This is a genomic window from Hungatella sp. SB206, assembly GCF_051132295.1.
GTDB lineage: Bacteria > Bacillota > Clostridia > Lachnospirales > Lachnospiraceae > Hungatella > Hungatella effluvii.
The window spans coordinates 6,027,314-6,047,751 of the sequence record NZ_CP096603.1 but is presented as its reverse complement, the minus strand read 5'-3'; the positions used below and the strand labels follow the sequence as shown (position 1 = coordinate 6,047,751).

19 protein-coding genes are annotated in these 20,438 nt (G+C 47.5%); 15 read left to right on the top strand and 4 right to left on the bottom strand.

Going from position 1 to position 20,438, the window contains the following annotated elements; genetic code table 11:
* Positions 1–11 precede the first annotated feature (11 nt).
* The 5 genes from M1L66_RS26800 (at position 12) to M1L66_RS26780 (ending at position 5,568) form a co-directional block, all read left to right on the top strand.
* A complete protein-coding gene (locus M1L66_RS26800) occupies positions 12–1,379 on the top strand; it encodes a sn-glycerol-1-phosphate dehydrogenase (RefSeq protein ID WP_187019748.1) in 1,368 nt (455 codons plus the stop codon).
* Positions 1,376–2,149, top strand: a complete 774-nt coding sequence (locus M1L66_RS26795) for a sugar phosphate isomerase/epimerase family protein (RefSeq protein WP_187019747.1) — start codon at positions 1,376–1,378, stop codon at positions 2,147–2,149. The genes M1L66_RS26800 and M1L66_RS26795 overlap by 4 nt, the downstream gene beginning before the upstream one ends.
* Before the next feature lie 6 nt (positions 2,150–2,155).
* Positions 2,156–2,980: an HAD-IIA family hydrolase gene (locus M1L66_RS26790; RefSeq protein WP_187019745.1), complete on the top strand. Its 825-nt coding sequence runs from the start codon at positions 2,156–2,158 to the stop codon at positions 2,978–2,980.
* 309 nt (positions 2,981–3,289) lie between these two features.
* Positions 3,290–4,162 (top strand): helix-turn-helix transcriptional regulator, encoded by an 873-nt coding sequence (locus M1L66_RS26785; protein ID WP_187019743.1) that lies wholly within the window; start codon positions 3,290–3,292, stop codon positions 4,160–4,162.
* A gap of 188 nt (positions 4,163–4,350) precedes the next feature.
* The gene (locus M1L66_RS26780) at positions 4,351–5,568 is read left to right on the top strand and encodes an NAD(P)-dependent oxidoreductase (RefSeq protein ID WP_187019742.1); all 1,218 of its coding nucleotides are present in this window, start codon (positions 4,351–4,353) and stop codon (positions 5,566–5,568) included.
* A 157-nt stretch (positions 5,569–5,725) separates the two neighbouring features.
* Here M1L66_RS26780 and M1L66_RS26775 read toward each other — a convergent pair whose 3' ends face one another.
* From M1L66_RS26775 to M1L66_RS26765, 3 genes are read right to left on the bottom strand one after another with little or no spacing between them, the layout of a single operon-like run.
* Positions 5,726–6,880, bottom strand: a complete 1,155-nt coding sequence (locus tag M1L66_RS26775; RefSeq protein ID WP_434688863.1) for a hypothetical protein — start codon at positions 6,878–6,880, stop codon at positions 5,726–5,728.
* Positions 6,862–7,407 (bottom strand): nitroreductase family protein, encoded by a 546-nt coding sequence (locus tag M1L66_RS26770; protein ID WP_187019738.1) that lies wholly within the window; start codon positions 7,405–7,407, stop codon positions 6,862–6,864. The genes M1L66_RS26775 and M1L66_RS26770 overlap by 19 nt, the downstream gene beginning before the upstream one ends.
* A gap of 5 nt (positions 7,408–7,412) precedes the next feature.
* Positions 7,413–7,958, bottom strand: coding sequence for a cupin domain-containing protein (locus M1L66_RS26765; RefSeq protein ID WP_243270180.1), 546 nt, complete (start codon positions 7,956–7,958; stop codon positions 7,413–7,415).
* A 159-nt stretch (positions 7,959–8,117) separates the two neighbouring features.
* Here M1L66_RS26765 and add point away from each other — a divergent pair, with 159 nt between their 5' ends.
* The 5 genes from add (at position 8,118) to M1L66_RS26740 (ending at position 13,880) form a co-directional block, all read left to right on the top strand.
* The gene (gene add, locus M1L66_RS26760; RefSeq protein WP_434688862.1) at positions 8,118–9,107 is read left to right on the top strand and encodes an adenosine deaminase; all 990 of its coding nucleotides are present in this window, start codon (positions 8,118–8,120) and stop codon (positions 9,105–9,107) included.
* 244 nt (positions 9,108–9,351) lie between these two features.
* Complete coding sequence (locus tag M1L66_RS26755; protein ID WP_434688861.1) at positions 9,352–10,815, top strand: ABC transporter substrate-binding protein; 1,464 nt, start codon at positions 9,352–9,354, stop codon at positions 10,813–10,815.
* A 63-nt stretch (positions 10,816–10,878) separates the two neighbouring features.
* Positions 10,879–11,799: a carbohydrate ABC transporter permease gene (locus M1L66_RS26750; protein ID WP_187019732.1), complete on the top strand. Its 921-nt coding sequence runs from the start codon at positions 10,879–10,881 to the stop codon at positions 11,797–11,799.
* A gap of 2 nt (positions 11,800–11,801) precedes the next feature.
* Positions 11,802–12,629, top strand: a complete 828-nt coding sequence (locus M1L66_RS26745) for a carbohydrate ABC transporter permease (protein ID WP_187019730.1) — start codon at positions 11,802–11,804, stop codon at positions 12,627–12,629.
* A gap of 12 nt (positions 12,630–12,641) precedes the next feature.
* Entirely contained in the window at positions 12,642–13,880 is a 1,239-nt protein-coding gene (locus M1L66_RS26740; RefSeq protein ID WP_187019729.1) for an FAD-dependent oxidoreductase, read from the top strand.
* Here the strand turns inward: M1L66_RS26740 and M1L66_RS26735 are convergent.
* Positions 13,845–14,714, bottom strand: coding sequence for a helix-turn-helix domain-containing protein (locus M1L66_RS26735; protein ID WP_187019727.1), 870 nt, complete (start codon positions 14,712–14,714; stop codon positions 13,845–13,847). The genes M1L66_RS26740 and M1L66_RS26735 overlap by 36 nt on opposite strands.
* 103 nt (positions 14,715–14,817) lie before the next feature.
* Between M1L66_RS26735 and M1L66_RS26730 the strand changes: the two genes are divergently transcribed.
* The 5 genes from M1L66_RS26730 to M1L66_RS26710 are packed head-to-tail and all read left to right on the top strand — an operon-like array spanning position 14,818 to position 20,250.
* Positions 14,818–16,143 carry an endo-1,4-beta-xylanase gene (locus M1L66_RS26730; protein WP_434688860.1) on the top strand — a complete coding sequence of 442 codons (1,326 nt, stop codon included), beginning with the start codon at positions 14,818–14,820 and terminating at the stop codon, positions 16,141–16,143.
* 19 nt (positions 16,144–16,162) lie between these two features.
* A complete protein-coding gene (locus M1L66_RS26725) occupies positions 16,163–17,536 on the top strand; it encodes a mandelate racemase/muconate lactonizing enzyme family protein (protein WP_434688859.1) in 1,374 nt (457 codons plus the stop codon).
* 4 nt (positions 17,537–17,540) lie between these two features.
* Complete coding sequence (locus M1L66_RS26720) at positions 17,541–18,269, top strand: SDR family NAD(P)-dependent oxidoreductase (protein ID WP_207729069.1); 729 nt, start codon at positions 17,541–17,543, stop codon at positions 18,267–18,269.
* On the top strand, positions 18,266–19,168 hold the full coding sequence (locus M1L66_RS26715) for an RraA family protein (RefSeq protein WP_187019722.1): 903 nt from the start codon (positions 18,266–18,268) through the stop codon (positions 19,166–19,168). The genes M1L66_RS26720 and M1L66_RS26715 overlap by 4 nt, the downstream gene beginning before the upstream one ends.
* 17 nt (positions 19,169–19,185) lie before the next feature.
* The gene (locus M1L66_RS26710) at positions 19,186–20,250 is read left to right on the top strand and encodes a lactonase family protein (protein WP_434688858.1); all 1,065 of its coding nucleotides are present in this window, start codon (positions 19,186–19,188) and stop codon (positions 20,248–20,250) included.
* Positions 20,251–20,438: the final 188 nt, after the last annotated feature.

Genomic DNA, 20,438 nt, shown 5'->3' with positions numbered 1-20,438 from the left:
AGGAGCGCGGAATGGAAGGAAAAACTTTGGCTTCAATGCCACTTGAAAGCCTGCTGTGGGACGAAGGGGTGGCCTGTTCCTGCAAAAGGCTGCACAAGTCGCCAGTAAGGCAGATCGAAGTGGGAAAGAACATTCTGTGGAAAATCGCGGTCATGGCAAAGGAGCGGGGAATGAAGAACCCTGTCGTGACAGCGGATCGGAATACGCAGAAAACAGGAAAAATGGTCTGTGAGATTTTGAAGGAAGCGGGGATCCAGCCTGTCTTTTTTGTCATGGATTCCAGGCGTCCGGAACCGGATGAGTTCTGGGTGGGCTCTCTCGCCCTGCAGTTTGACAGGCAGTGGGACGGCATCGTGGCAGTTGGTTCGGGAACGATCAACGATATCTGCAAGATTGTGGCGGATATGACAGGGCTTCCCTATCTCATCGCGGCGACAGCTCCCTCCATGGACGGGTACGCGTCGAATACCTCCTCCATGCTTCGAAGCGGAGTGAAGGTTTCCCTGCCTTCCAAATGCCCCGAAGGGATTCTTTTGGATACCGCGATTCTCGCACAGGCGCCGATGGAGATGATTCAGGCCGGAATCGGTGATATGGCTGCAAAGTATGTCAGCATCTGCGAATGGAAGATTGCCCATGTTATCACAGGAGAATACTATTGCGGGGAGATCGCGGAGCTGGTAAAAAAGTCCTTAAAGACCTGCATGGATTCTTCCGCGAAGCTGGCAGAGCGAAACGAAGACGCGGCGGGGGATACGGCCTTCGGTCTGGTGCTTTCCGGAATCGCCATGAGCTATGCCGGAATTTCCAGACCGGCTTCCGGGACCGAGCATTACTTTTCCCATATCTGGGAGATGAGGGCACTTCAGCAGAAGAAGCCGCGTTCCCTTCACGGAATCTCCGTAGGGGTAGGAACGCTTTTGACAATTCCCGTGCTCAAATATATTGGACAGCTGGAGCCGGACCGTGAAAGGGCGCTGAGGCACGCAGAAGATTTTGATCCGGAGGAGTGGAGAGCCTTTGTGAGGCGGGTGTTCGGCACTGCGGCCGACACGATAATCCGGCGCGAGGACGAGGAAAAGAAGTACGACAAGATGCTGCATAAGGAGCGGCTGGAGATCATTCTTTCCAGATGGGATGAAATACAGAAGATTATCAGGGAAGAGTTGCCGGATGAGGAGTGGCTGAAAGAACGGCTTCTCCTCGCAGGAGTACCGGTCAGTCCGGCGCAGCTGGGCCTGTCTGCGGACGATGTCAGGACAGCATTTCTGGCCACAAAGGATATACGGGATAAATATATTTGCACGAGGCTATTATGGGATCTGGGAATGCTGGAAGAGGCGGCAGACCGTCTCTTTGGATCATGGAGGGCAACATGAAGTATACAGTCAGTTCTTTAAGCTTTACCTGTCTTACCGGCAGTCAGATGGCCTTGCTGCCGGAGCACTTCGGAATAGAGATTTTTTATGGCTGGGCATCGGAACGATACTGGACAGAGCTGCTGAAACGTTGTTATCGGGGGAAACGGAAATCATTCAGCATCCATTCGCCGTTTGATTTTTACCATATGGACAGTGATATATCGGACGATCAGTTGTTTGATTATCTCTCGGAGCCATTTGACCTCTATCACCGGTTTTCCGGTACGCATTACGTGGTTCATACCGACAGCGGGGGCTGCCGGAAGCTGAATGAGAGGGAGAAAGAGCGCCTGAGAGCCAGATGTATGGAACGGATTAACCGGTTTTCTGAAATCTGTGAAAGCAATGGGATCGGTCTGGTCATTGAAAATGTTCCGTGTCCCGGCGGCAGCGGTCTTTTCAGCCAGAAGGATTTTACCCGCCTGTTTCAGGAAAACTCCGGTCTGCACGCGCTTTACGACACCGGTCATGGAAATATGAGTGGTTATGATGTGAGAATGCTTCAGGCAGAGCTAAAAGGTCAGCTGGCCGGGTATCACCTCCATGATAATTTTGGAGATTCGGACAGTCATCTGCGGATTGGCAAGGGCAATATGGAGTGGAGAGCGTTTATGAAAGGCGTCAAAGCGGATACGCCGGAGGCGTCCATGGTTCTGGAGTACAATGAGGCCTCAGTGAGCGATTATGAAGAGGATCGAAAAATCTTAGAAAGTTTAGCCGGAGAATAAGAAAAAATGAAGGAAATGTATGAGACAGAGGAACGCAAAAAATGTCTGCTGGATCAGACGGAATTATTTGTCATCGATATGGATGGCACCTTCTACTGCGGGGAAAAGATGATAGACGGCGCGCTGGATTTTTTGAAAGCGGTGGTGAAACGGGGAAAGCAGTTTCTGTTTTTCACCAACAACACGTCAAGGGCGCCGGAAGAGTACATAGAAAAGCTTCACCGCATGGGCTGCAATATAAGCAGATCACAGATTATGACCGCAGGGGACGTGACTATCCGGTACCTGAAGACTTATTACGGCGATCAGCGTGTCTACCTTATGGGAACGCCTCAGCTGGAGCGACAGTTTGCAGACGCCGGAATTCGGTTATCGGAGGATGACGCGGAGATCGTGATGACGGCCTTTGATATGACGCTGACCTATGAAAAGCTGGACAGAGGCTGCCGCCTGATCCGCGAAGGCGCCTCCTTTATGGCGACCCATCCGGACATCAACTGTCCGGTCGAGGGGGGCTTTCTGCCGGACTGCGGGGCCATCTGTGCGGCAATCACCCTTTCTACGGGAAGGGAACCTCGCTATTTTGGGAAACCCTATAAGGAGACAGTGGAGATGATCGTGGACAGCATGAAGGTTCCCGTCGGGCAGATCGGCTTCGTAGGGGACCGGCTCTATACGGATATCGCCACCGGTGTGAATCATGGAGGCAAAGGCTTTCTGGTTCTGACGGGGGAGACTGTGCCGGAGGATCTGGAGACATCAGCAGTGAAGCCGGACGCGGTCTTTGAATCGCTGGGAGAGATGGGGAAATATTTATTGCTGCAGGAATAAGGGCAGCAGCTGCAGTGCATTTTTGACTTATATATATTGTGTCAACCCTCCCTTTATGATATGATGTGGTCGATAAACAGTAGACAGGGTTGTGAAGGAACGGTTATCCGTGAGGGAGGACCGGCCGCATGATCGGGCTGCCAGGAGGCAGGTCATGCGGCCGGCCTTTCTTGACTTTTTGGCCTGAAATAAGGGATGCAACCGCAAGTAGCATGAAAAAAATGGAATTGCTACGTCAGGTTGGTGGAAGTGGCGGCCATGCAACTGTAGAATAAAAATATAAAATATATCCTACAGGAGGGAAAATATATGAGCTTTTCTGATAATTTACAAGTGTTGAGAAAAAGAAACAATCTGACCCAGGAACAGTTGGCGGAGCAGCTGGAGGTATCACGGCAGGCGGTTTCCAAATGGGAATCAGGTCAGTCTTATCCGGAGATGGAAAAACTGTTAATCATCTGCGATATGTTTCACTGTGACATGGATTCCCTGGTCAAGGGAGATATGACGCTGGAGGACCAGGCGGATGCTGCGGGATACGACCGTTTCATGAACAGCTTCTCCCATCGCATAACAGGCTGCGTTACATTAATTCTGGCAGCGGTCACGCTGATGGCTTTCCTGGATGGAATCGTTCATGAGGATATTCTGGCGATCTTTTTGATTGCAGTCGTGGGTGTGTCGGTGGCCGTTATGATTGTGACTGGCATCAACATGGAAGCATTTGAAAAGAAATATCCACATATCCAGGACTTTTATTCGGAAGAAGAGCGTTCCGTCTTCACCAGAAGATTCGGCATTGCCATCGCTTTTGCAGTATGTTTGATCCTGTTTGGAATCTGTGTGAATATAGCGCTGGATTCCATAAACATTCCTTTAAAAGAACAGTTTTCCGGCGGCTTTTTCCTGCTCTGTGTCACCATTGCGGTTGGCATGTTTGTGTACTTTGGAATTCAGAAGGAAAAGTACGAGGTCGAGGAATACAATAAGCGCCACGATGGGAGCAAAGAGAAAGGGGAGGCGATCGTGGGAAAGGCGTGCGGCGTCATCATGCTTCTGGCTACGGCTCTCTTCCTCTATCTGGGGCTGGCATGGGATATGTTCCGAATTGCCTGGATCGTTTACCCCATCAGCGGAATTCTCTGTGCCGTTGTAGCGGTGATCTGGGGGGATAAGAAGTGAGGGGAGTGAACTGTAACGTTTAAATCGTTTAAAAATAAACGAAAAAGATAATAAAATATCAAAATTTATTTTTTTCAATACATGAAGTCCAGATATTGATTACTGGTTTCCTTTGTGCTATGATGTGGACAAAAATAATTGTATACAAAATACAGCAGTGTTCCAAACAGCGAAAGGAAGGGATTGTCATGGCTGTTCATGTGATTGATGAAGCAAACAGATGTTTAAACTGCAAGAAGCCTATGTGTCAGCAGGGGTGCCCGATACACACACCGATTCCAAAGATGATCGAGGCGTTTAAGGATGGCGATTTAAACCGGGCGGGAGATATGATATTCGCCAATAATCCCATGTCCTTAGTCTGCTCTCTGGTATGTAATCATGAGAATCAGTGTGAGGGCCACTGCATACTTGGCAGAAAAGGACAGCCAGTCCATATCAGCAGCATTGAAAATTACATTTCCGATACTATTTTTGATAAGATGAAGATTGAGTGTCAGCCGAAAAATGGAAAGAAGGTTGCAGTTATCGGCGCAGGCCCGGCTGGAATTACCATCGCTATTCTGCTGACAAAGAAGGGATACAGCGTCACCATCTTCGATTCGAAGGATAAGATCGGAGGAGTCCTTCAGTATGGAATCCCCGCGTTCCGTCTGCCGAAGACGATCCTGGACCGCTATAAGAAAAAGCTGCTGGAGATTGGCGTGAAGATCAGGCCCAACACGGCCATCGGCACGGCGCTGGAGATTAAAGATCTGTTCCGGGACGGATACGAGAGCATCTTTATCGGAACCGGAGTCTGGAGGCCGAAGACCCTGGGCGTCAAGGGGGAATCCCTTGGAAATGTACACTATGCCATCGACTATCTGGCGAATCCGGACGCCTACGATCTGGGAGAACGGGTGGCGATTATCGGCATGGGGAATTCGGCCATGGACGTGGCCCGTACCGTGATTCGCCACGGCGCCCGTGAGGTGACCTTATATGCGAGAGGCCTTGCCAGCAATGCCAGTGAACATGAGACTGCCTATGCCAGACTGGATGGCGCGGCTTTCGAGTTTGGGAAACAGATTGCAGAGATCACAGATGATGGACCGGTGTTTGAAAATATACTTTACGATGCGGAGGGCAATCAGACCGGTGTCAATGAGAAGAGGGAACAGATTTACGCCGATTCCACGATCATTTCCATCAGCCAGGGTCCGAAAAGCAAGCTCGTCAATACGACGGAAGGGCTGAAGGCTTCGCCCAATGGCCTGTTGATGACCGATGAGAACGGCCAGACAACAATCCCGGGAATCTTCGCCTCCGGCGACGTGGTGCTGGGCGCGAGAACTGTGGTGGAGGCGGCCGCCTATTCCAAAGTGGTGGCGGAAGCCATGGATGAATATATGAAACGAATATAAGAGATGAAATCGAACCGTCAGGTGTCATAAGAAACAAGTGAAAATGGCTGCGTCAGAAAGCACAGTATATCTCATAGTACTTTCCGGCGCAGCCATTTTTATATACATGAGCAGAAAGACATGCTTGCATATCCTTCCATCTATCTCCCGCGAGGGACTAATCCACGGTAATGCCCTGCGTTGACGGAGATCCGTTCCACTGGTTTCCGTCAGACCGGTAATACTGCCTCGAAACAGAACCGTCGGTTTTTGTGTAGTCTATGACAAAGACCTGTCCGGTTTCGATCCGCATGGGGTAATTGCGATAGGGAAGCTGCTCTCCGGTTAAAGCACAGCCCTTAAAATCATCGTATGCATTGTCCAGGCGCCAGAATTCACGGGATAAATAATCCTTAAAGCCTGTTAAATCCTGTTCCCCGAAATAGGAAGCCTCGTACTCTTTTCCATTGACGGTGAGTTTGTCGGTTCGGACGGGAGTGTCGTCTTTCACTGCCAGAGCCAGGTTCTCCGAATGTATGACATCACCGTAATGCTCCTTTAGCTGGTTTGCCATGCATGGAATGGTGCCGGTGCTGTCAAGGGACTCGGGATTTGTGTGGGCGCCTCCGTAGATGCCCATAATGTCTAGGTTATTTAACTTATCGTATTCCTGGATAAAGTTTTCTACCATCATGTTTTCACGGTAGACATCGTCAGAATGGTCGTAATAGTATTTTCCCTGTTCGATAACCTTCTGTGAAAACTGGTACTGCTCGGAGTTTTCCTGCCCGTTTTCTTTCAAATACGCCAGATATCGCTCTCCGGTTGAGAAGTACTGGTGCCCCACATCGGTTCCGTGGAAAATGGTCTCGGGACAGTTTTCCTTAATTGCCTTATAAAATGGCCTGATGTAAGGATTGTGGGCGGCGGAGCCGTCCCAGTCATCGTAGATGGCATCGAGGATGTCGTCGCTGTCCGACTTCATCCACAGGTTTAAATATTCTGCGGTATAGTATGGAAGCTCCACAAATAAATGTCTCATATTTTGGTTGTGGTAATAATCGTTCCATATTTCAACCTCTTTATTCAGGATTTTTTCCACGCCATGTTCCTCACCGAACAAGTAGATCTGGCCGGCAGACGGGGCTGTGGAATCGACAGCGGCGGTCTGCTGTCCGGCTGTATCGGAGGCCGAAGACTGCTTCGTGGATGTCTGGGAGGAGGAATCCGCTTCCTCTGCCTGGCTTTTTGAGCAGGCGGTCAGGCTCAGGGCCAGAGTCAGGGCAAGGAAGGTGAGAACGCCTGTTTTTTTCATTATTCTGGTGAAGTGCATGATTTGGCGCCCCCGTATCCGTTGAACCATACCCGTTCCTCAAACGGCTTCTTTTTGGCGTCAGGACCGGGTTTTGCGGGATAACCCACCGGCATATAGATATAGACGGTCTGATCCTCCGGCACACCCAGTAATCTGCCCATCTTTTCTGCCCTTTCTCCGCGGATCTGTCCTTCGATCCACACCGTTCCAAGGCCCTTGTCGGCGGCAGCCAGATAGATGTTTTCAGCGGCTGCACAGTAATCGTGGACGTGGTAGGAAACTCCGCTGGGTGACATGGTGTAGCTGCCAATCAGAAGGATAGCGGCGGTGGCTCCCTTTGCCCATTCGTGGCTGTAGATATCGGCAAGTCCGGCCAGAAGCTCCGGATCATCCACGCCGATCAGCCTGGTGGTCTGTAAGTTGCAGCCGGAGGGGGCTAAGTAACCAGCCTCCAGAAGTTCGGTCAAATCTTCCCGCGATACGGGAGCGTTTGTAAAGGGGCCGCGAAAGCTTTTGCGATTGCGGATTGCGTTCATAGTGTCCATTATTGTTATTCTCCTTTCTTGGGTTTGCATGGCTGAGTGTCACGGTGACTCGTACGCAGAGCGGGCGAATGACCATTCGGGGCGGAAGACCAGTCGCTTTCGGTGGCATCCGCGCGGTAAGTTCTTCTCTCTCCATTTGATTTGTGCAGATACATCTGCTCGTCCGGATAGTAACAGGTATCCTCTGGATCTACGGTTCCGATATCAAGAATATATAAATTCTCTTTGCCGGAATTGTAGAAGGAATGAGCGATGTTTTTGCCCGCGGGTTTGGCGAGAAAGTCATCTGGTCCGACCGGATAGTTTTCATCATTGAGACGAAGTGTTCCGGTTCCTGACATAATATAGAAGAACTCTTCCTGGCAGGAATGACTGTGATACGATGTGCTGAAAGCACCCGGAGGTACAATGTCCAAGTGAATATAAATTCGTTCACTTCCTACGGATTTTCCCAGTTCTTTTGTGATGAGCCCGGCCGCATCTTTCCAGATGAAAGACGGGTCTAAGGAATGGGTATTACCTGTATTGCTGTTTTCTTTTTTGTTTTTCATGAAGCTCCTTTTTATGTAAGATTGATCTGCCGCGGAGGTCCGTATCCTGATTCTAATCATAATGCTTTTTTCAAAAAAATACAACTGGAAACGCTCTTTCACGAATTATATGATTATGTTATACTGAATCTATCATTTTGCAGAAACGAGGGATTGATTATGAAACGACCGGAAACGGATTTACACCTGCATCTCGATGGATCGCTGTCCATTGATGCAGTAAAAACACTGGCAGATAGAATTGAATATGACTTTAAAGGGAAGGATGTAAAAAAAATGCTGTCGGTAGGCGAAAACTGTGAAAGCCTGCCGGATTATTTAAAATGCTTTGATTTGCCAGGCATTCTGCTTCAGACAAAGGAGGCACTGGAATATGCGGCCTGTGATCTGGTGAAAAGGCTGGCCGGGCAGGGGCTGGTTTACGCAGAGATTCGATTTGCACCGCAGCTTCATAAACAGAAGGGACTTACGCAGGGACAGGCGGTGGAAGCCGTTGTGAAAGGCGTGAGAGCAGGATGTCTGGAGACCGGAATTTACGCAGGTGTACTGCTTTGCGCCATGGTAAACGGCAGCGATGCGGAGAATGCGGAGACCATGGAACTGGCGAAGGTGTTTTTCGGAGAAAAGACCGTGAACGGTGTGATCGGAGCCGATATCGCCGGGCCTGAGGGATTCGTTCCGATGGAACATTTTGAAGGAATGTTTAAGCGGGTGTATCAGGCCGGGGTACCGTTTACGATTCACGCCGGGGAATGCGGAGATTATGAGAATGTGGCGAGAGCCGTAGCGTTTGGCGCGAAGAGAATCGGGCACGGCTGCGCGGCCATTCAGTCGGAAGATTGCATGAGGCTGCTGGAACGGGAGAAGATCACCCTGGAGATGTGCGTGGTGAGCAATCTGCAGACAAAGGCTGTGGCCGGAATCAAGGAGCATCCTCTGAAGAAGTTTTTCGACAGGGGCATAAGAGTCACGTATAATACCGATAATATGACGGTATCCGACACTTCCCTGGAGCGGGAGGCGGAATTGATTATGAGTGAATTGGGATTCCGGGAAGAGGAACTTAAGAAAATGAATGAGTATGCGATTGATGGAGCGTTTGTGGGGGAAGAGGTGAAATGTAGAATTCGTGAGCTCATGAGGAAATAGGAAAAAGTACATAAGTAATGGTAACAGCAGCGCCGGGAACCTGGTTTTATCAGGACCCGGCGTTGTTTTGCATTTCGCTTGGCTGGCTTATCCTTTCCGGCAAAACGCAGAAACAAATATATTTGTCAAACAGTATAATATATTTGTTGTAAACTAACTCTCATTTGCTAAAATATACACATATCTTATGAAGATACAGAGTCATCGAATCCATTTATAAAACTATATCGGAGGAGGATTTACTATGAAAAAGCATCTGACGTTATTAATGGGAACAGTAATGGCTGCAGGACTTTTATCTGGCTGTGGTTCATCGGGGGATGAGACAAAAGCAGTAGAAAGTACGGTGGCGGCTGCGGAACAGTCAGCGCAGGCGTCACAGACCACCCAGGCGGAAAGCGGCGGGGAGGCGGGAACCAGCGAGGAAGAGATAACCCTGCATGTATATGGGCCGGGACTGTTTGCAGAGCAGGGAGAAAAGGGAAGTCTGGACATGATTACAGGGGAAGAGACACCGGGATACGATGTTGTCGTAAATAAGTGGAACGAGCTGCATCCCAACGTTCATGTGGAAATTGAAGCCGTGCCATGGGAAAACTGGCAGTCTTCCATACAGACGGCAGTGTTGGGCGGGGGAATCGATCTGATACTGCACGGGGCCAGTATATGTGATCTTGTAGAGCCTTTGGACAGCTATTTAGAAGCAGATCCGGAGTTTCGGAAGCAGATTTATGCAGTGGAACAGAGACGTACGGATGCGGTAAACGATCTCTCCGTATCCACAACAACCGGGATTCAGTATGTGGTTGATCCTATGATCGTATATCTGGACAAGGATATTTTCGAACATTACGGCGTGGAACTCCCGGGGGAGGACTGGACATGGGAAGATATGCTTGCCATGGCGGAAAAGATGACGGGAATTGATCCGGTTACCGGAAAACAGACGTATGGGGTTCAGCTGGTAGATACGAATAGTACCGCCAACAGCTTTTTTAATTATCAGATGATGGCCTCAGGGTTTGACGCCAAAGTAATTACGTACGGAAAGACCCCATTGGACAGTAAGGTTGATTTTACAGGCGATGGCACGGTTAAAGCATTAAAGATGCTTCAGGATCTGGGGCAATACTGCAGCTCCAATGTAAGAGAAGGCGTCAACGTCGATAAAACCCTGACGGCTGAAAACGATACGGCAATTCGCTGGGATCAGAGTGCATATAAGCATTATAAAGAAGCGAAGGCGGCCGGAGTCGAAGATAAGTTTGTTTTCTGGAACATGCCGGCCATAGAAGCCGGAGAGTATAAAGGAAAACCATCCGCTTTTATGGGAAGCAACAATGTGGCGATCTGCAAGACCAGTGAGAATAAAGAATGGGCATGGGAATTCCTGAAATTCATATCTACGGATGAAACCGTATCAAAATGGGTTTCCGATTGCGGAAGAATTCCTAATAATCCATCTGGCATGGAATTCGTAAAGACGGAAATGGGTGATAAGGTTCAGGCTATTAACAGAGCCATGGAAGAGATACCGGATGGCTTTAACAATTCCACTAATGATTTCTTTAATAATGTGAGTTTTGGGCCGGTAACCTCGACGATGGGTGTCGTTATCAGTGATCTGCTTAATCAGGTTACAACACCGGAAGAAGCAGTTAAGACACTTCAAAACTCGGTCGATGAATATTTGAAATCCATTCAGTAACACAGGCATAATGATGGGAAATGGTTCTGACCATTTCCCATCTCCTGATAGAAAGCAGGAGGTATGATGAAACAAAAGAAATGGACAAAAAGAAAGATAAAAAAACAGATGACATGGTACTCTTTTATTATTGTCAGTATTGTAACGCTGCTGCTGTTGGTTTACCTTCCTATGCTTACAACAATCAAATACAGCTTGTTTGACGTGTCAGTAATCGGATTTGGAGAAAAGTTCGCGGGACTAAAAAATTATAAGGTCCTGATGACACAGTCAACCTTCTTAAAATCTTTATGGAACACTGTTTTATTGGCTCTTTTGGGGCTGCTGACAATTCCTTTGGGTTTTATACTGGCAACTATGATTAACAGTCTCGGTTCCGGTAAGACGCAGAGTTTTTTCAGAATTGGCTTCTATCTTCCCAATATTATTACAGGAGTCAGTGTAATTCTGATGTTTCAGGCTGTTTTACAGGGGGATGGGGGACTATTAAATACATTTTTAAGCCGGATTCTGGGGCGTGAGATAACCATTGGGTGGTTGTCCAATGCTAAATATGCAAAGATCGGAGCGACGATCCTGTGGTGCTGGATGAATATGGGGTATTCCATGCTGATTAATCTGGCAAGCATGCAGTCTGTGCCAACAGAAATTTATGATGCGGCGGCTGTTGACGGAGCCAACGGCTGGAAAAAAATCTGCTATATAACGATTCCCTGCATGAGAGGCTGCTTTTCCTTCTTGCTTGTAACGACGATGATTAATGGGTTATCCAGATTTACCGATCTGTTTATCATAGGCGGAAACAGTTCTGCAGGCGTACCGGGAGGCACTCTGCAGACAATTTTAATGTATATTTATCAGTTTAGCTTTGAAGTGCCTAACTATGGTATTTCCTCAGCCGGAGCAATGATTTTATTTGTTATGGTATTTGCGTTTACCATGCTGAATGTTAAGTTGACGGGCTTTTTGGATGAGGAGAAATGAGTATGAGAAAAGCAAAAATCAGAAAATCAGTTATAATCGTTATCTTATTGGTCATTCTGGCAATTATTCTGACACCGCTGTGGTGGGCGGTTGTTCTGTCCTTTGACCGTGCCGCGACGACAGCACTTCCGCCGTTTTCATGGTTACCGTACGAAGCTGCTCTGTTTAACTATAAGGCCGCTGCAAAACTGATAGACCTGGCCAGATACTATGGAAATACGATTTTCATTACAATTGTGAACACCCTGATTTCCGTATTTTTCTCCCTTATGTGCGGGTATGCATTCGCAAAAGGAGATTTTGTCGGAAAGAAGTTCTGGTATATTTTTATGCTTGCTGTCATGATGGTTCCTTTTGAATCGAGGCTTGTACCGCTGTATCTGCAGTATAAGAGCTGGGGGCTTTTAAATACATACTGGCCTTTGATCCTGGGGAATTTTGCCTACGTATACGGCGTGTTCTTTGCAAGACAGAATATTGCATCAATCCCGGATTCACTGGCGGAATCGGCATATCTGGATGGAGCGGGAGAATGGCGTGTTTTCTTCAGCATCATTCTTCCTCTGTCAAAACCGGTTATGGCTACATTAAGTATCCTTCAGGTGATTGCTAACTGGAATTCCTACTTATGGCCGCTGGTAGTTATCCGTGATTCGGCAAAGCAGGTGATTTCCGTAGGCGTGGCTATGTTTAATGCACAGCAGAACAGCGTATATTACGGTCCCAGAATGGCCGTGGCGGTGTTAAGCGCGATTCCCTTAACAATTTTGTTTCTGCTGCTTCAAAAGCACATCGTGGCCAGTATTGCAGTGTCAGGAATTAAACAGTGATGGAGGAGAGTAATGGAGCAATATATAAAAGAAGAGTTAAAGATTCCACTTTCCCCTTCCGTTGACGTGTTGGTGGCTGGCGGTGGAATTGCGGGAATATCAGCGGCGTTGGCAGCAGCCAGAAGCGGGGCGGAAGTTCTTCTCATTGAAAAACAGTGTATCCTGGGAGGCTTAGCGACAGCCGGTCTGGTGACGATCTACCTGCCGCTGTGCGACGGCAGAGGTAATCAGATGTCCTACGGCATAGCAGAGGAGTTGTTTCATCTTTCTATAAGCCAGGGAGTCCAGGAGCGTTATCCCAATGCCTGGCTTGAAAATGGTACAAAAGAGGAGCGATCAAAACAGAGATTTGAGGTTCAGTTTAACCCGCAGAGTATGGCTCTTCTGGCAGAAGAATTACTGCTGAAAAATGGAGTGAAAATTCTCTATGATACCCGGATCTGCAGTGTGCATATGGAGCGTGATAAAGTTCGTGCACTGGTAATTGAAAATAAAAGCGGGAGAAGTGCTGTCTGTGCAGCAGCCTATGTGGACGCAACGGGAGATGCGGACCTTTATTGGCTGGCCCATGGAGATACAGAAGAGTATAAGAAAAAGAATACGCTTGCCGGCTGGTATTACCAAAACGGCAGAGAGGGGGTAAAACTCAGAATACTGGGATTTGCTGACGCTCCGGAGGATACGGAAAGAGATAAGGGAGAGGCACTGTTGAAACGCCGTTTTTCAGGTCTGGACGGAAAAGAGAACAGCGAACTGCTGTTTGCTTCCCATAAAGCAACTCTGGAAGATATCAGACAAAATAAATTAAAAGATGATTCTTTTGAACCGGTTACGATCAGTACGATACCGCAGGTCCGCATGACAAGGCGTCTCTGCGGCGAATATACACTTAAGGAATCTGAAAATGATAAGCAATTTGAGGACTCAATCGGTATGGTTGGGGACTGGAGAAAAAGGGGGATGGTGTATGAGATTCCATTCCGGTGTCTCTACTCCGGAAAAATAAGAAACTTAATCGGCGCGGGCCGGTGTGTATCCGTGGATGACGGTATGTGGGATATCATCCGGGCAATTCCCGGCTGTGCGGTGACAGGGGAGGCGGCAGGCATCGCTGCCGCTCAGACCTGCGACTTTTCACAATTAGACAGGAGGGCTCTGCAGGACATGCTTAGAAAGCAAGGGCAGAAGATTCATTTTGCTGAGGCCGGTTTAGCGTCAGATACTTTTCCGGTAAACACCCGGAGAGAGTGAGGTTATCTTTTTAAAGGCGTAATTAAAATTTGTAGTGCTGTTAAATCCGCATAATCCTGCGATTTCTGTGATATCCTTGCTGGTTTGAGTAAGGTAATGGATAGCTAAGTCAATCCGTTTGATCGTAATAAAATCCCAGACGGATATGCCGTTCATTTTCTTAAAAATAGTAGAAAAATACGTTCTGCTTAAACCGGCATGGCGGGCAATATCATTTAAAGTAAGCGAAGCAGTTAAGTTGGTCATGATATATTCGATCGCATGTTCCAGGCATATCAGATTTTCTTCATTGGCAGGGGAGGCAGTGATCTGTTCCTGCGGATTGTAGTGGCGGGTGATCTCAATTAAGATGGCCAGTAAGTGAACTTTAACCATGGATTCATATTCCGGGAGACGGTCGCAGAATTCTTTCCGGATGTCTAAAAGCCGCATTGTCAGCTGAGCATTAAACGGATCTCCTGTTGGCAGGTGATAATTGAATTCAGGTCTGGAAAATACATTTAAATATCTGGGATTAAACATGCCATTGCCAGGAGACCAGATAAGTGTCGGTTCCAGAAAAATATTGAGCACTTTCAAATCAGAACTGCGTTCAAGTTTTAAGATTCGGTGGTCTGTGTTGCTCGGGAAAATAAATATATCACCAGGCTGAAAATGGTAGATGATACCGTCGATGCTGTATTCACCAAAACTGTTGTAGAGTCCGATCTCAATCTCCGTGTGATGGTGCTCATAGAGAAGTACCTTGTCTTTATGCAGGGTCAGAACCTCCGTCATACGTAGCTGAGAAGTGGGAGTGCTGTGCCCCGGGATTATGTATTCTTTGGCAATCATGATAGCCTCCTGGGTAATATAAAGTAGGGTGTTCTAATCACATTATAAGAGTTTTTATGATAGCAGTCAATCAAAGCAAAAAAGGGAAAAGGTGGAAATAAAGATGGGAAGAAAAGAAACAGCTTTCAAGTATTTTAATGAACAGAAAGAATATACGGATGACCGGGTGGCTCTTGGAATTGAAAAAAACAGAAAGGGATTTGCGGAACTGAGTATCAAAGACCGCGATGGAGCCCCTCTAAAAGGAGTCCGTATAAAAGCGGTTTTAGAGAAACATGAATTCAAACACGGCGCAAATCTGTTTATGCTGGATGAGTTGGAGACAAAAGAGAAAAATGACAAATACAAAGAACTGTTTAAAGAGATTTTTAATCTGGCCACACTGCCGTTTTACTGGAAAGATTTAGAGCCGGAGCAGGGGAAGCCGCGTTTTGAAAAGGACAGCCCCAGAGTATATCGCCGTCCGGTTCCGGATCTCTGTCTGGAATACTGCGAAGAGAATGGAATTACGCCGAAGGCCCACTGTTTAAATTACATGCCATGGTCGCCAGACTGGGTGCCGGACGATATTGATGAGACCAAGCGGCTGTTGGACAAGCGTTTTCATGAGCTGGCAGATCGTTACGGTGACAGGATTCATGGCTGGGAAGTAATTAATGAAACCATGGAAATCAAGCTTTTTGAGGACCGGAAATTCTTTAAAGAACCTGATGTGGTTGAATGGAGTTTTGATCGTGCAGACCGTTACTTCAAAAATAATGAACTGATCATCAATGAGGCATCCAGTGCATCCTGGGAACAGTTTAAATATAATCGATCCGCGTATTATCTGCAAATCGAAAGAGCACTGTTAAACCATACACCGATCGATACCATCGGTATGCAGTACCATATGTTCTATCCCAGAGAGCAGGAAAATGTATGTATTGAGCGGATGGGAAATCCTGAGAAGCTGTTTGCTGTTCTGGATCAATATGCAAAGCTTAACCGGCCGATCCAGATTACAGAGATTACGATTCCCGCATATTCAAAGGAGGAGGAAGACGAAGAAATTCAGGCGGAACTCATAAAGCAGCTGTACTCCATCTGGTTCAGCCATGAGGCGGTAGAAGCCATTATTTACTGGAATATGGTAGACGGGTATGCCGCTTTTGCGCCGCAGGGCGATATGGCGTCCGGAGAAAATTATTACCATGGCGGACTTCTCCGTTTTGATATGTCGGAAAAACCCGCCTATAAGGTTATAAAGAATTTATTCCAGAACGAATGGCATACAGAGGAAGACTGTATGACTGATGGGGAGGGTAAAACACATTTTAAAGGATTCTACGGTAAATACAGGCTCACGTTTGACGTGGCTGGTAAGACCGTAGAAAAAGAAATCGATTTCTCGAAAAAGGCCTCTAATCGTTTCGAGATCATTCTTTAACAATGGAGGAGACAGCAGAATGGAAAACAGGCTTATATCGGATATTGTATCAGAAAACACAAATATGCGTTCCGGTCCATCGAATTTAAAGATTACAGATATCAGAGTTGCCAATATAGATGGAGCGCCCAAACACTGCCCGTTAATCAAGGTTTACACGAATCAGGGACTAATCGGTTACGGAGAGGTGAGAGATGCCTCCAGCGACACCTATGCTCTTATGTTGAAAAGCAGGCTGGTTGGAGAGAATCCGTGTAATGTGGATAAGCTTTTTAACCGGATCAGGCAGTTCGGCGGCCATTCCAGACAGGGGGGCGGTGTTTCCGGAATTGAGATAGCACTGTGGGATCTGGTCGGAAAAGCGTACGGTGTGCCGATGTATCAGTTGCTTGGAGGCAAATACCGTGACAAGGTAAGGGTATACTGCGATACCGATGTGGATGGGAAGCATACGGGAACGGATATGGGAAGAGCACTGGAAAAACGGATGGAGGCTGGATTTACGTTTCTTAAAATGGATCTCGGAATAGAAATGCTTCTTGAAGAAAAGGGCTGCTTAAACGCTCCGATGGGCTTTCTGGATGATATTAAAAAGTATTCTGCCAAAGCGGTCATGCATCAGAGCGGTTCTATTGACTATGAACTTATGAGAGGAGAAAATTACCGGGTTTTCACAATCCCTCATTATGCGACAGGAATCCAGATAACGGAAAATGGCCTGGATTATATGGAGAATTACGTCCGTGAAGTTCGGGAAGTAATCGGATATGAGATTCCTCTGGCGATTGATCACTTAGGACATATCGCATGGCAGGACTGTATAAAAGTTGCAAGACGCTTAGAAAAATATAACATTGCATGGCTTGAGGATGTAGCGCCCTGGCAGAATACACAGCATTATGTAAACATATCACGGGCAACTACGATTCCAATAGCGACCGGCGAGGATATCTATCTGCATGAGAATTTCGAACCGCTGATGGAAGCGGGGGGCGTGTCCCTCGTTCATCCGGATGTACTGACGATCGGCGGTGCAATGGAGACGAAAAAGCTGGGGGATATGTGCAATAAATACGGTGTTGCCATGGCGATCCACATGGCCGAAAGCCCTATTGGCTGTATGGCAGCGGTTCACTGCGCGGCCGCAGTGCGTAATGTGATGGCGGTAGAATTTCATTCCATTGATATACCATGGTGGAATGACCTGGCGAAGGGAATTGCCAATCCGCTGTTCCAGAATGGATTTATAGATGTTCCGGATAAGCCTGGACTTGGAATTGATGAATTAAACGAAGAATTAATTGCTGAGCATCTCCACAAAAAGTATGCAGGACAGTGGGAGTCTACAGCCCAGTGGGATCATGAATGGGCTAATGACCGGGAATGGAGTTGATAATATGTTTGATTTAACTGGAAAAACAGCACTGGTTACCGGTTCTACCCAGGGAATCGGGTATGCCGTCGCTTCCTGTCTGGCAGAGCGGGGAGCCGCAGTATTTGTACATGGTTCAAAGAGCATGGAGAAATGTGAAAAAGCGGCAGCTGGCATTCCGGGCTCCAGGCCGGTGACGGCAGATTTATCGGAATCGGGAAGCTGCAGCGAGTTATACCGGAAAACCGGCGACGTCGATATTCTTGTTCTGAACGCATCCGTTCAGATCCGCAAGCCATGGAATCAGATTACACCGGAGGAGTTTCATCTGCAGGTCCATGTGAACTTATTGAGTACGTTGGAACTGATGCAGCTGTATGGACCTTATATGGCGAAAAAGGGCTGGGGAAGAATTGTAGCGGTGGGAAGTGTCCAGCAGTATAAACCGCATCCGGAAATGGGCATTTATGCGGCGACAAAGGACGCGCAGTATAATCTGGTAAGAAATGTGGCAAAACAGATGGCCCCCTTTGGAGTAACCGTCAACAATATGTCTCCGGGAGTCATTGCGACACCAAGGAATGAGGCGGCTCTGTCTGATCCGGAATACTCAAAAAAAGTGATGGACGGTATTCCCTGTGGTTACGCAGGACGTGCGTGTGACTGCAGCGGAGGCGTGCTGCTTCTGTGTTCAGAGGAAGGACGCTATATAACAGGCACAGACCTGGTGATTGACGGAGGAATGCATCTATGAGATATAATGTGCGTGAGGAGATTATCGCCCTGACTCCTGAATGGAAGGGGGAACGTTTTCCGGATGGAAGACCGAGAGTGCCGGATCATTATCTGGAGGCGCTGCGGGGAATGACGTTGGAGGAGATCTGGAAGCCCCTTTTTGTAAAGGGCTATGACAATCAATTTGAGGGAAAGCTTAAGCGGCTGCATGATGATGAGAGAAAACTGATTGGCAGGGCAGTCACTGCCGCCTTTGTACCGACGAGACCTGACCTTCATGAGGTATGCTTTCATGCAGGAATGGCAGAAGGACGCAAAGGTAATTATAATCAGTGGGTGATCGACAGTCTGGTAGAAGGCGATGTTGTAGTTGCAGATATGTATGATAAAATCTATAAAGGTACGTTTGTGGGGGGCAATCTGGCTACGGCAATTCAGACGAAAACAAAGACCGGAGGCGCTGTTATATGGGGGGGCGTTCGGGACATGGAACAGATGAGAAAAGTGGAAGGATTTCAGGCGTATTACCGGGGCATTGATCCTACGCCGATCAGGGACTTTATTATGACCGGATTTAATACGGTCATTCGGTTCGGAAATGCAGTCTGCCTTCCCGGGGATATTGTATTTGCCGATTACAGCGGAGTGTTCTTCATTCCGAGCCACGAGGTGGAAGAGGTGGTTAATGGCGCAGCAAAGACTCATATTAAGGATATTTTCGGTTTTGAGATGATTACGCAGAATGTCTTTACAACGGCCCAGATAGACAGAAATACCTGGACGGAAGAGATGCTTAATCAGCTTGTTGCATTCATCGCTAATGATCCTCAGGGCAGCGAATACAGAGAGCTTGACTGGTCAAATGAGTATGATCTGGCGCGTCATGGAGACCCGAACGATACTCAAACTGCTCTATAATCAATCAGAGGTGGGATATGATGAAAAACAGATTATTTATCGGAACGTATACACAGCAGAACAGCAGAGGGATCTATCAGATTACCATGGACATGGGATATGCACCGGAAACGCCTCTTAAGCTTGTGGCGGAGATGATATCACCTACCTATCTGATTGTGTCCGGAAACGGGAAAATACTGTATGCCGTATCCGAAGCACAGCCGGGGATCAGGGGAGAGATTGCGGCCTTCCACTGTACGGAGAAAGGGCTTACTCTGATTAATAAGGTTCTGGCGCCAGGAGCAGGACTCGTTCATGTTGCACTGGACCCGGAAGAAAAACTTTTATTTGCCGTGAGTTACCGGGATGCAAGCGTCCTGATGTATGAGATCAGAGAAGACGGGGGGATTGGCAGTCTTCTCGATGAAAAAGTGCATACCGGTCAGGGACGCGATCCGGTAAGGCAGGAGAAAGCTCATGCACATTCTGTCTCGATTACACCCGATGGAATGAGAATGTGTGTGTGTGATTTAGGAATAGACCGTCTGATTGTCTATGAGGTTGACCGGTGTCAGGGCAAATTGGTTGAAAAGAAAGATCTGTGTGTCACATTTCCGCAGGGATCAGGGCCAAGACATTTGGTGTTCCATCCAAACGGCAGATTTGCATATGTTCTGGCGGAACTCACCTCTGAAGTGTTTACCCTTGAGTACAGCAGTGAAGCGGGCTTTGAGACAGTTGGAAAGGAGAGCGCCCTCTGCCGGTATGAGGGGTATTCCATAGGTGCCGCTATCCGCATCAGCAGAGATGGGAAATATCTCTACAGCTCTAACCGGGGATCCGATGATATCGCAGTATACAGAGTATCTGAAAATGGACGGATAAAACGGATCATGAATTTTTCCTGTAAGGGAAAACACCCCAGAGATTTTATTCTGGCTTCCTGTGACAGGTACTTGCTTTGCACCAACCGGGATACAGATAATATCACTGTTTATTTAAGAGACAGCGAAACCGGGGGCCTCAGCTATCTGCGGGAAATAAAGGGGATAAGCATGCCTGTATGCCTTGTAAATACGCAGTTGAATAAAGAAACTTAATATATAACGCAGAACGTCAGTCCCAGTTTTTGAGGCTGACGTTTTCTATGGAAATGATAACCCGGCGGCGTGTGCAAAATAGAAGGAAGCGCGGTAGGACAACACTGAACCTGTTATAGATTTATGTTAAGTTGGATAGTATTATAAAAAGTACAGGTGGGGTTTAAAAAATTCAATAGTATTGTATG

Excerpts from the sequence above, each read along its gene's own strand:
- M1L66_RS26800 (WP_187019748.1), top strand. The coding sequence starts at position 12 with ATGGAAGGAAAAACTTTGGCTTCAATGCCACTTGAAAGCCTGCTGTGG.
- M1L66_RS26795 (WP_187019747.1), top strand. The coding sequence starts at position 1,376 with ATGAAGTATACAGTCAGTTCTTTAAGCTTTACCTGTCTTACCGGCAGT.
- M1L66_RS26790 (WP_187019745.1), top strand. The coding sequence starts at position 2,156 with ATGAAGGAAATGTATGAGACAGAGGAACGCAAAAAATGTCTGCTGGAT.
- M1L66_RS26785 (WP_187019743.1), top strand. The coding sequence starts at position 3,290 with ATGAGCTTTTCTGATAATTTACAAGTGTTGAGAAAAAGAAACAATCTG.
- M1L66_RS26780 (WP_187019742.1), top strand. The coding sequence starts at position 4,351 with ATGGCTGTTCATGTGATTGATGAAGCAAACAGATGTTTAAACTGCAAG.
- M1L66_RS26775 (WP_434688863.1), bottom strand. The coding sequence starts at position 6,880 with ATGCACTTCACCAGAATAATGAAAAAAACAGGCGTTCTCACCTTCCTT.
- M1L66_RS26770 (WP_187019738.1), bottom strand. The coding sequence starts at position 7,407 with ATGGACACTATGAACGCAATCCGCAATCGCAAAAGCTTTCGCGGCCCC.
- M1L66_RS26765 (WP_243270180.1), bottom strand. The coding sequence starts at position 7,958 with ATGAAAAACAAAAAAGAAAACAGCAATACAGGTAATACCCATTCCTTA.
- add (WP_434688862.1), top strand. The coding sequence starts at position 8,118 with ATGAAACGACCGGAAACGGATTTACACCTGCATCTCGATGGATCGCTG.
- M1L66_RS26755 (WP_434688861.1), top strand. The coding sequence starts at position 9,352 with ATGAAAAAGCATCTGACGTTATTAATGGGAACAGTAATGGCTGCAGGA.
- M1L66_RS26750 (WP_187019732.1), top strand. The coding sequence starts at position 10,879 with ATGATGAAACAAAAGAAATGGACAAAAAGAAAGATAAAAAAACAGATG.
- M1L66_RS26745 (WP_187019730.1), top strand. The coding sequence starts at position 11,802 with ATGAGAAAAGCAAAAATCAGAAAATCAGTTATAATCGTTATCTTATTG.
- M1L66_RS26740 (WP_187019729.1), top strand. The coding sequence starts at position 12,642 with ATGGAGCAATATATAAAAGAAGAGTTAAAGATTCCACTTTCCCCTTCC.
- M1L66_RS26735 (WP_187019727.1), bottom strand. The coding sequence starts at position 14,714 with ATGATTGCCAAAGAATACATAATCCCGGGGCACAGCACTCCCACTTCT.
- M1L66_RS26730 (WP_434688860.1), top strand. The coding sequence starts at position 14,818 with ATGGGAAGAAAAGAAACAGCTTTCAAGTATTTTAATGAACAGAAAGAA.
- M1L66_RS26725 (WP_434688859.1), top strand. The coding sequence starts at position 16,163 with ATGGAAAACAGGCTTATATCGGATATTGTATCAGAAAACACAAATATG.
- M1L66_RS26720 (WP_207729069.1), top strand. The coding sequence starts at position 17,541 with ATGTTTGATTTAACTGGAAAAACAGCACTGGTTACCGGTTCTACCCAG.
- M1L66_RS26715 (WP_187019722.1), top strand. The coding sequence starts at position 18,266 with ATGAGATATAATGTGCGTGAGGAGATTATCGCCCTGACTCCTGAATGG.
- M1L66_RS26710 (WP_434688858.1), top strand. The coding sequence starts at position 19,186 with ATGATGAAAAACAGATTATTTATCGGAACGTATACACAGCAGAACAGC.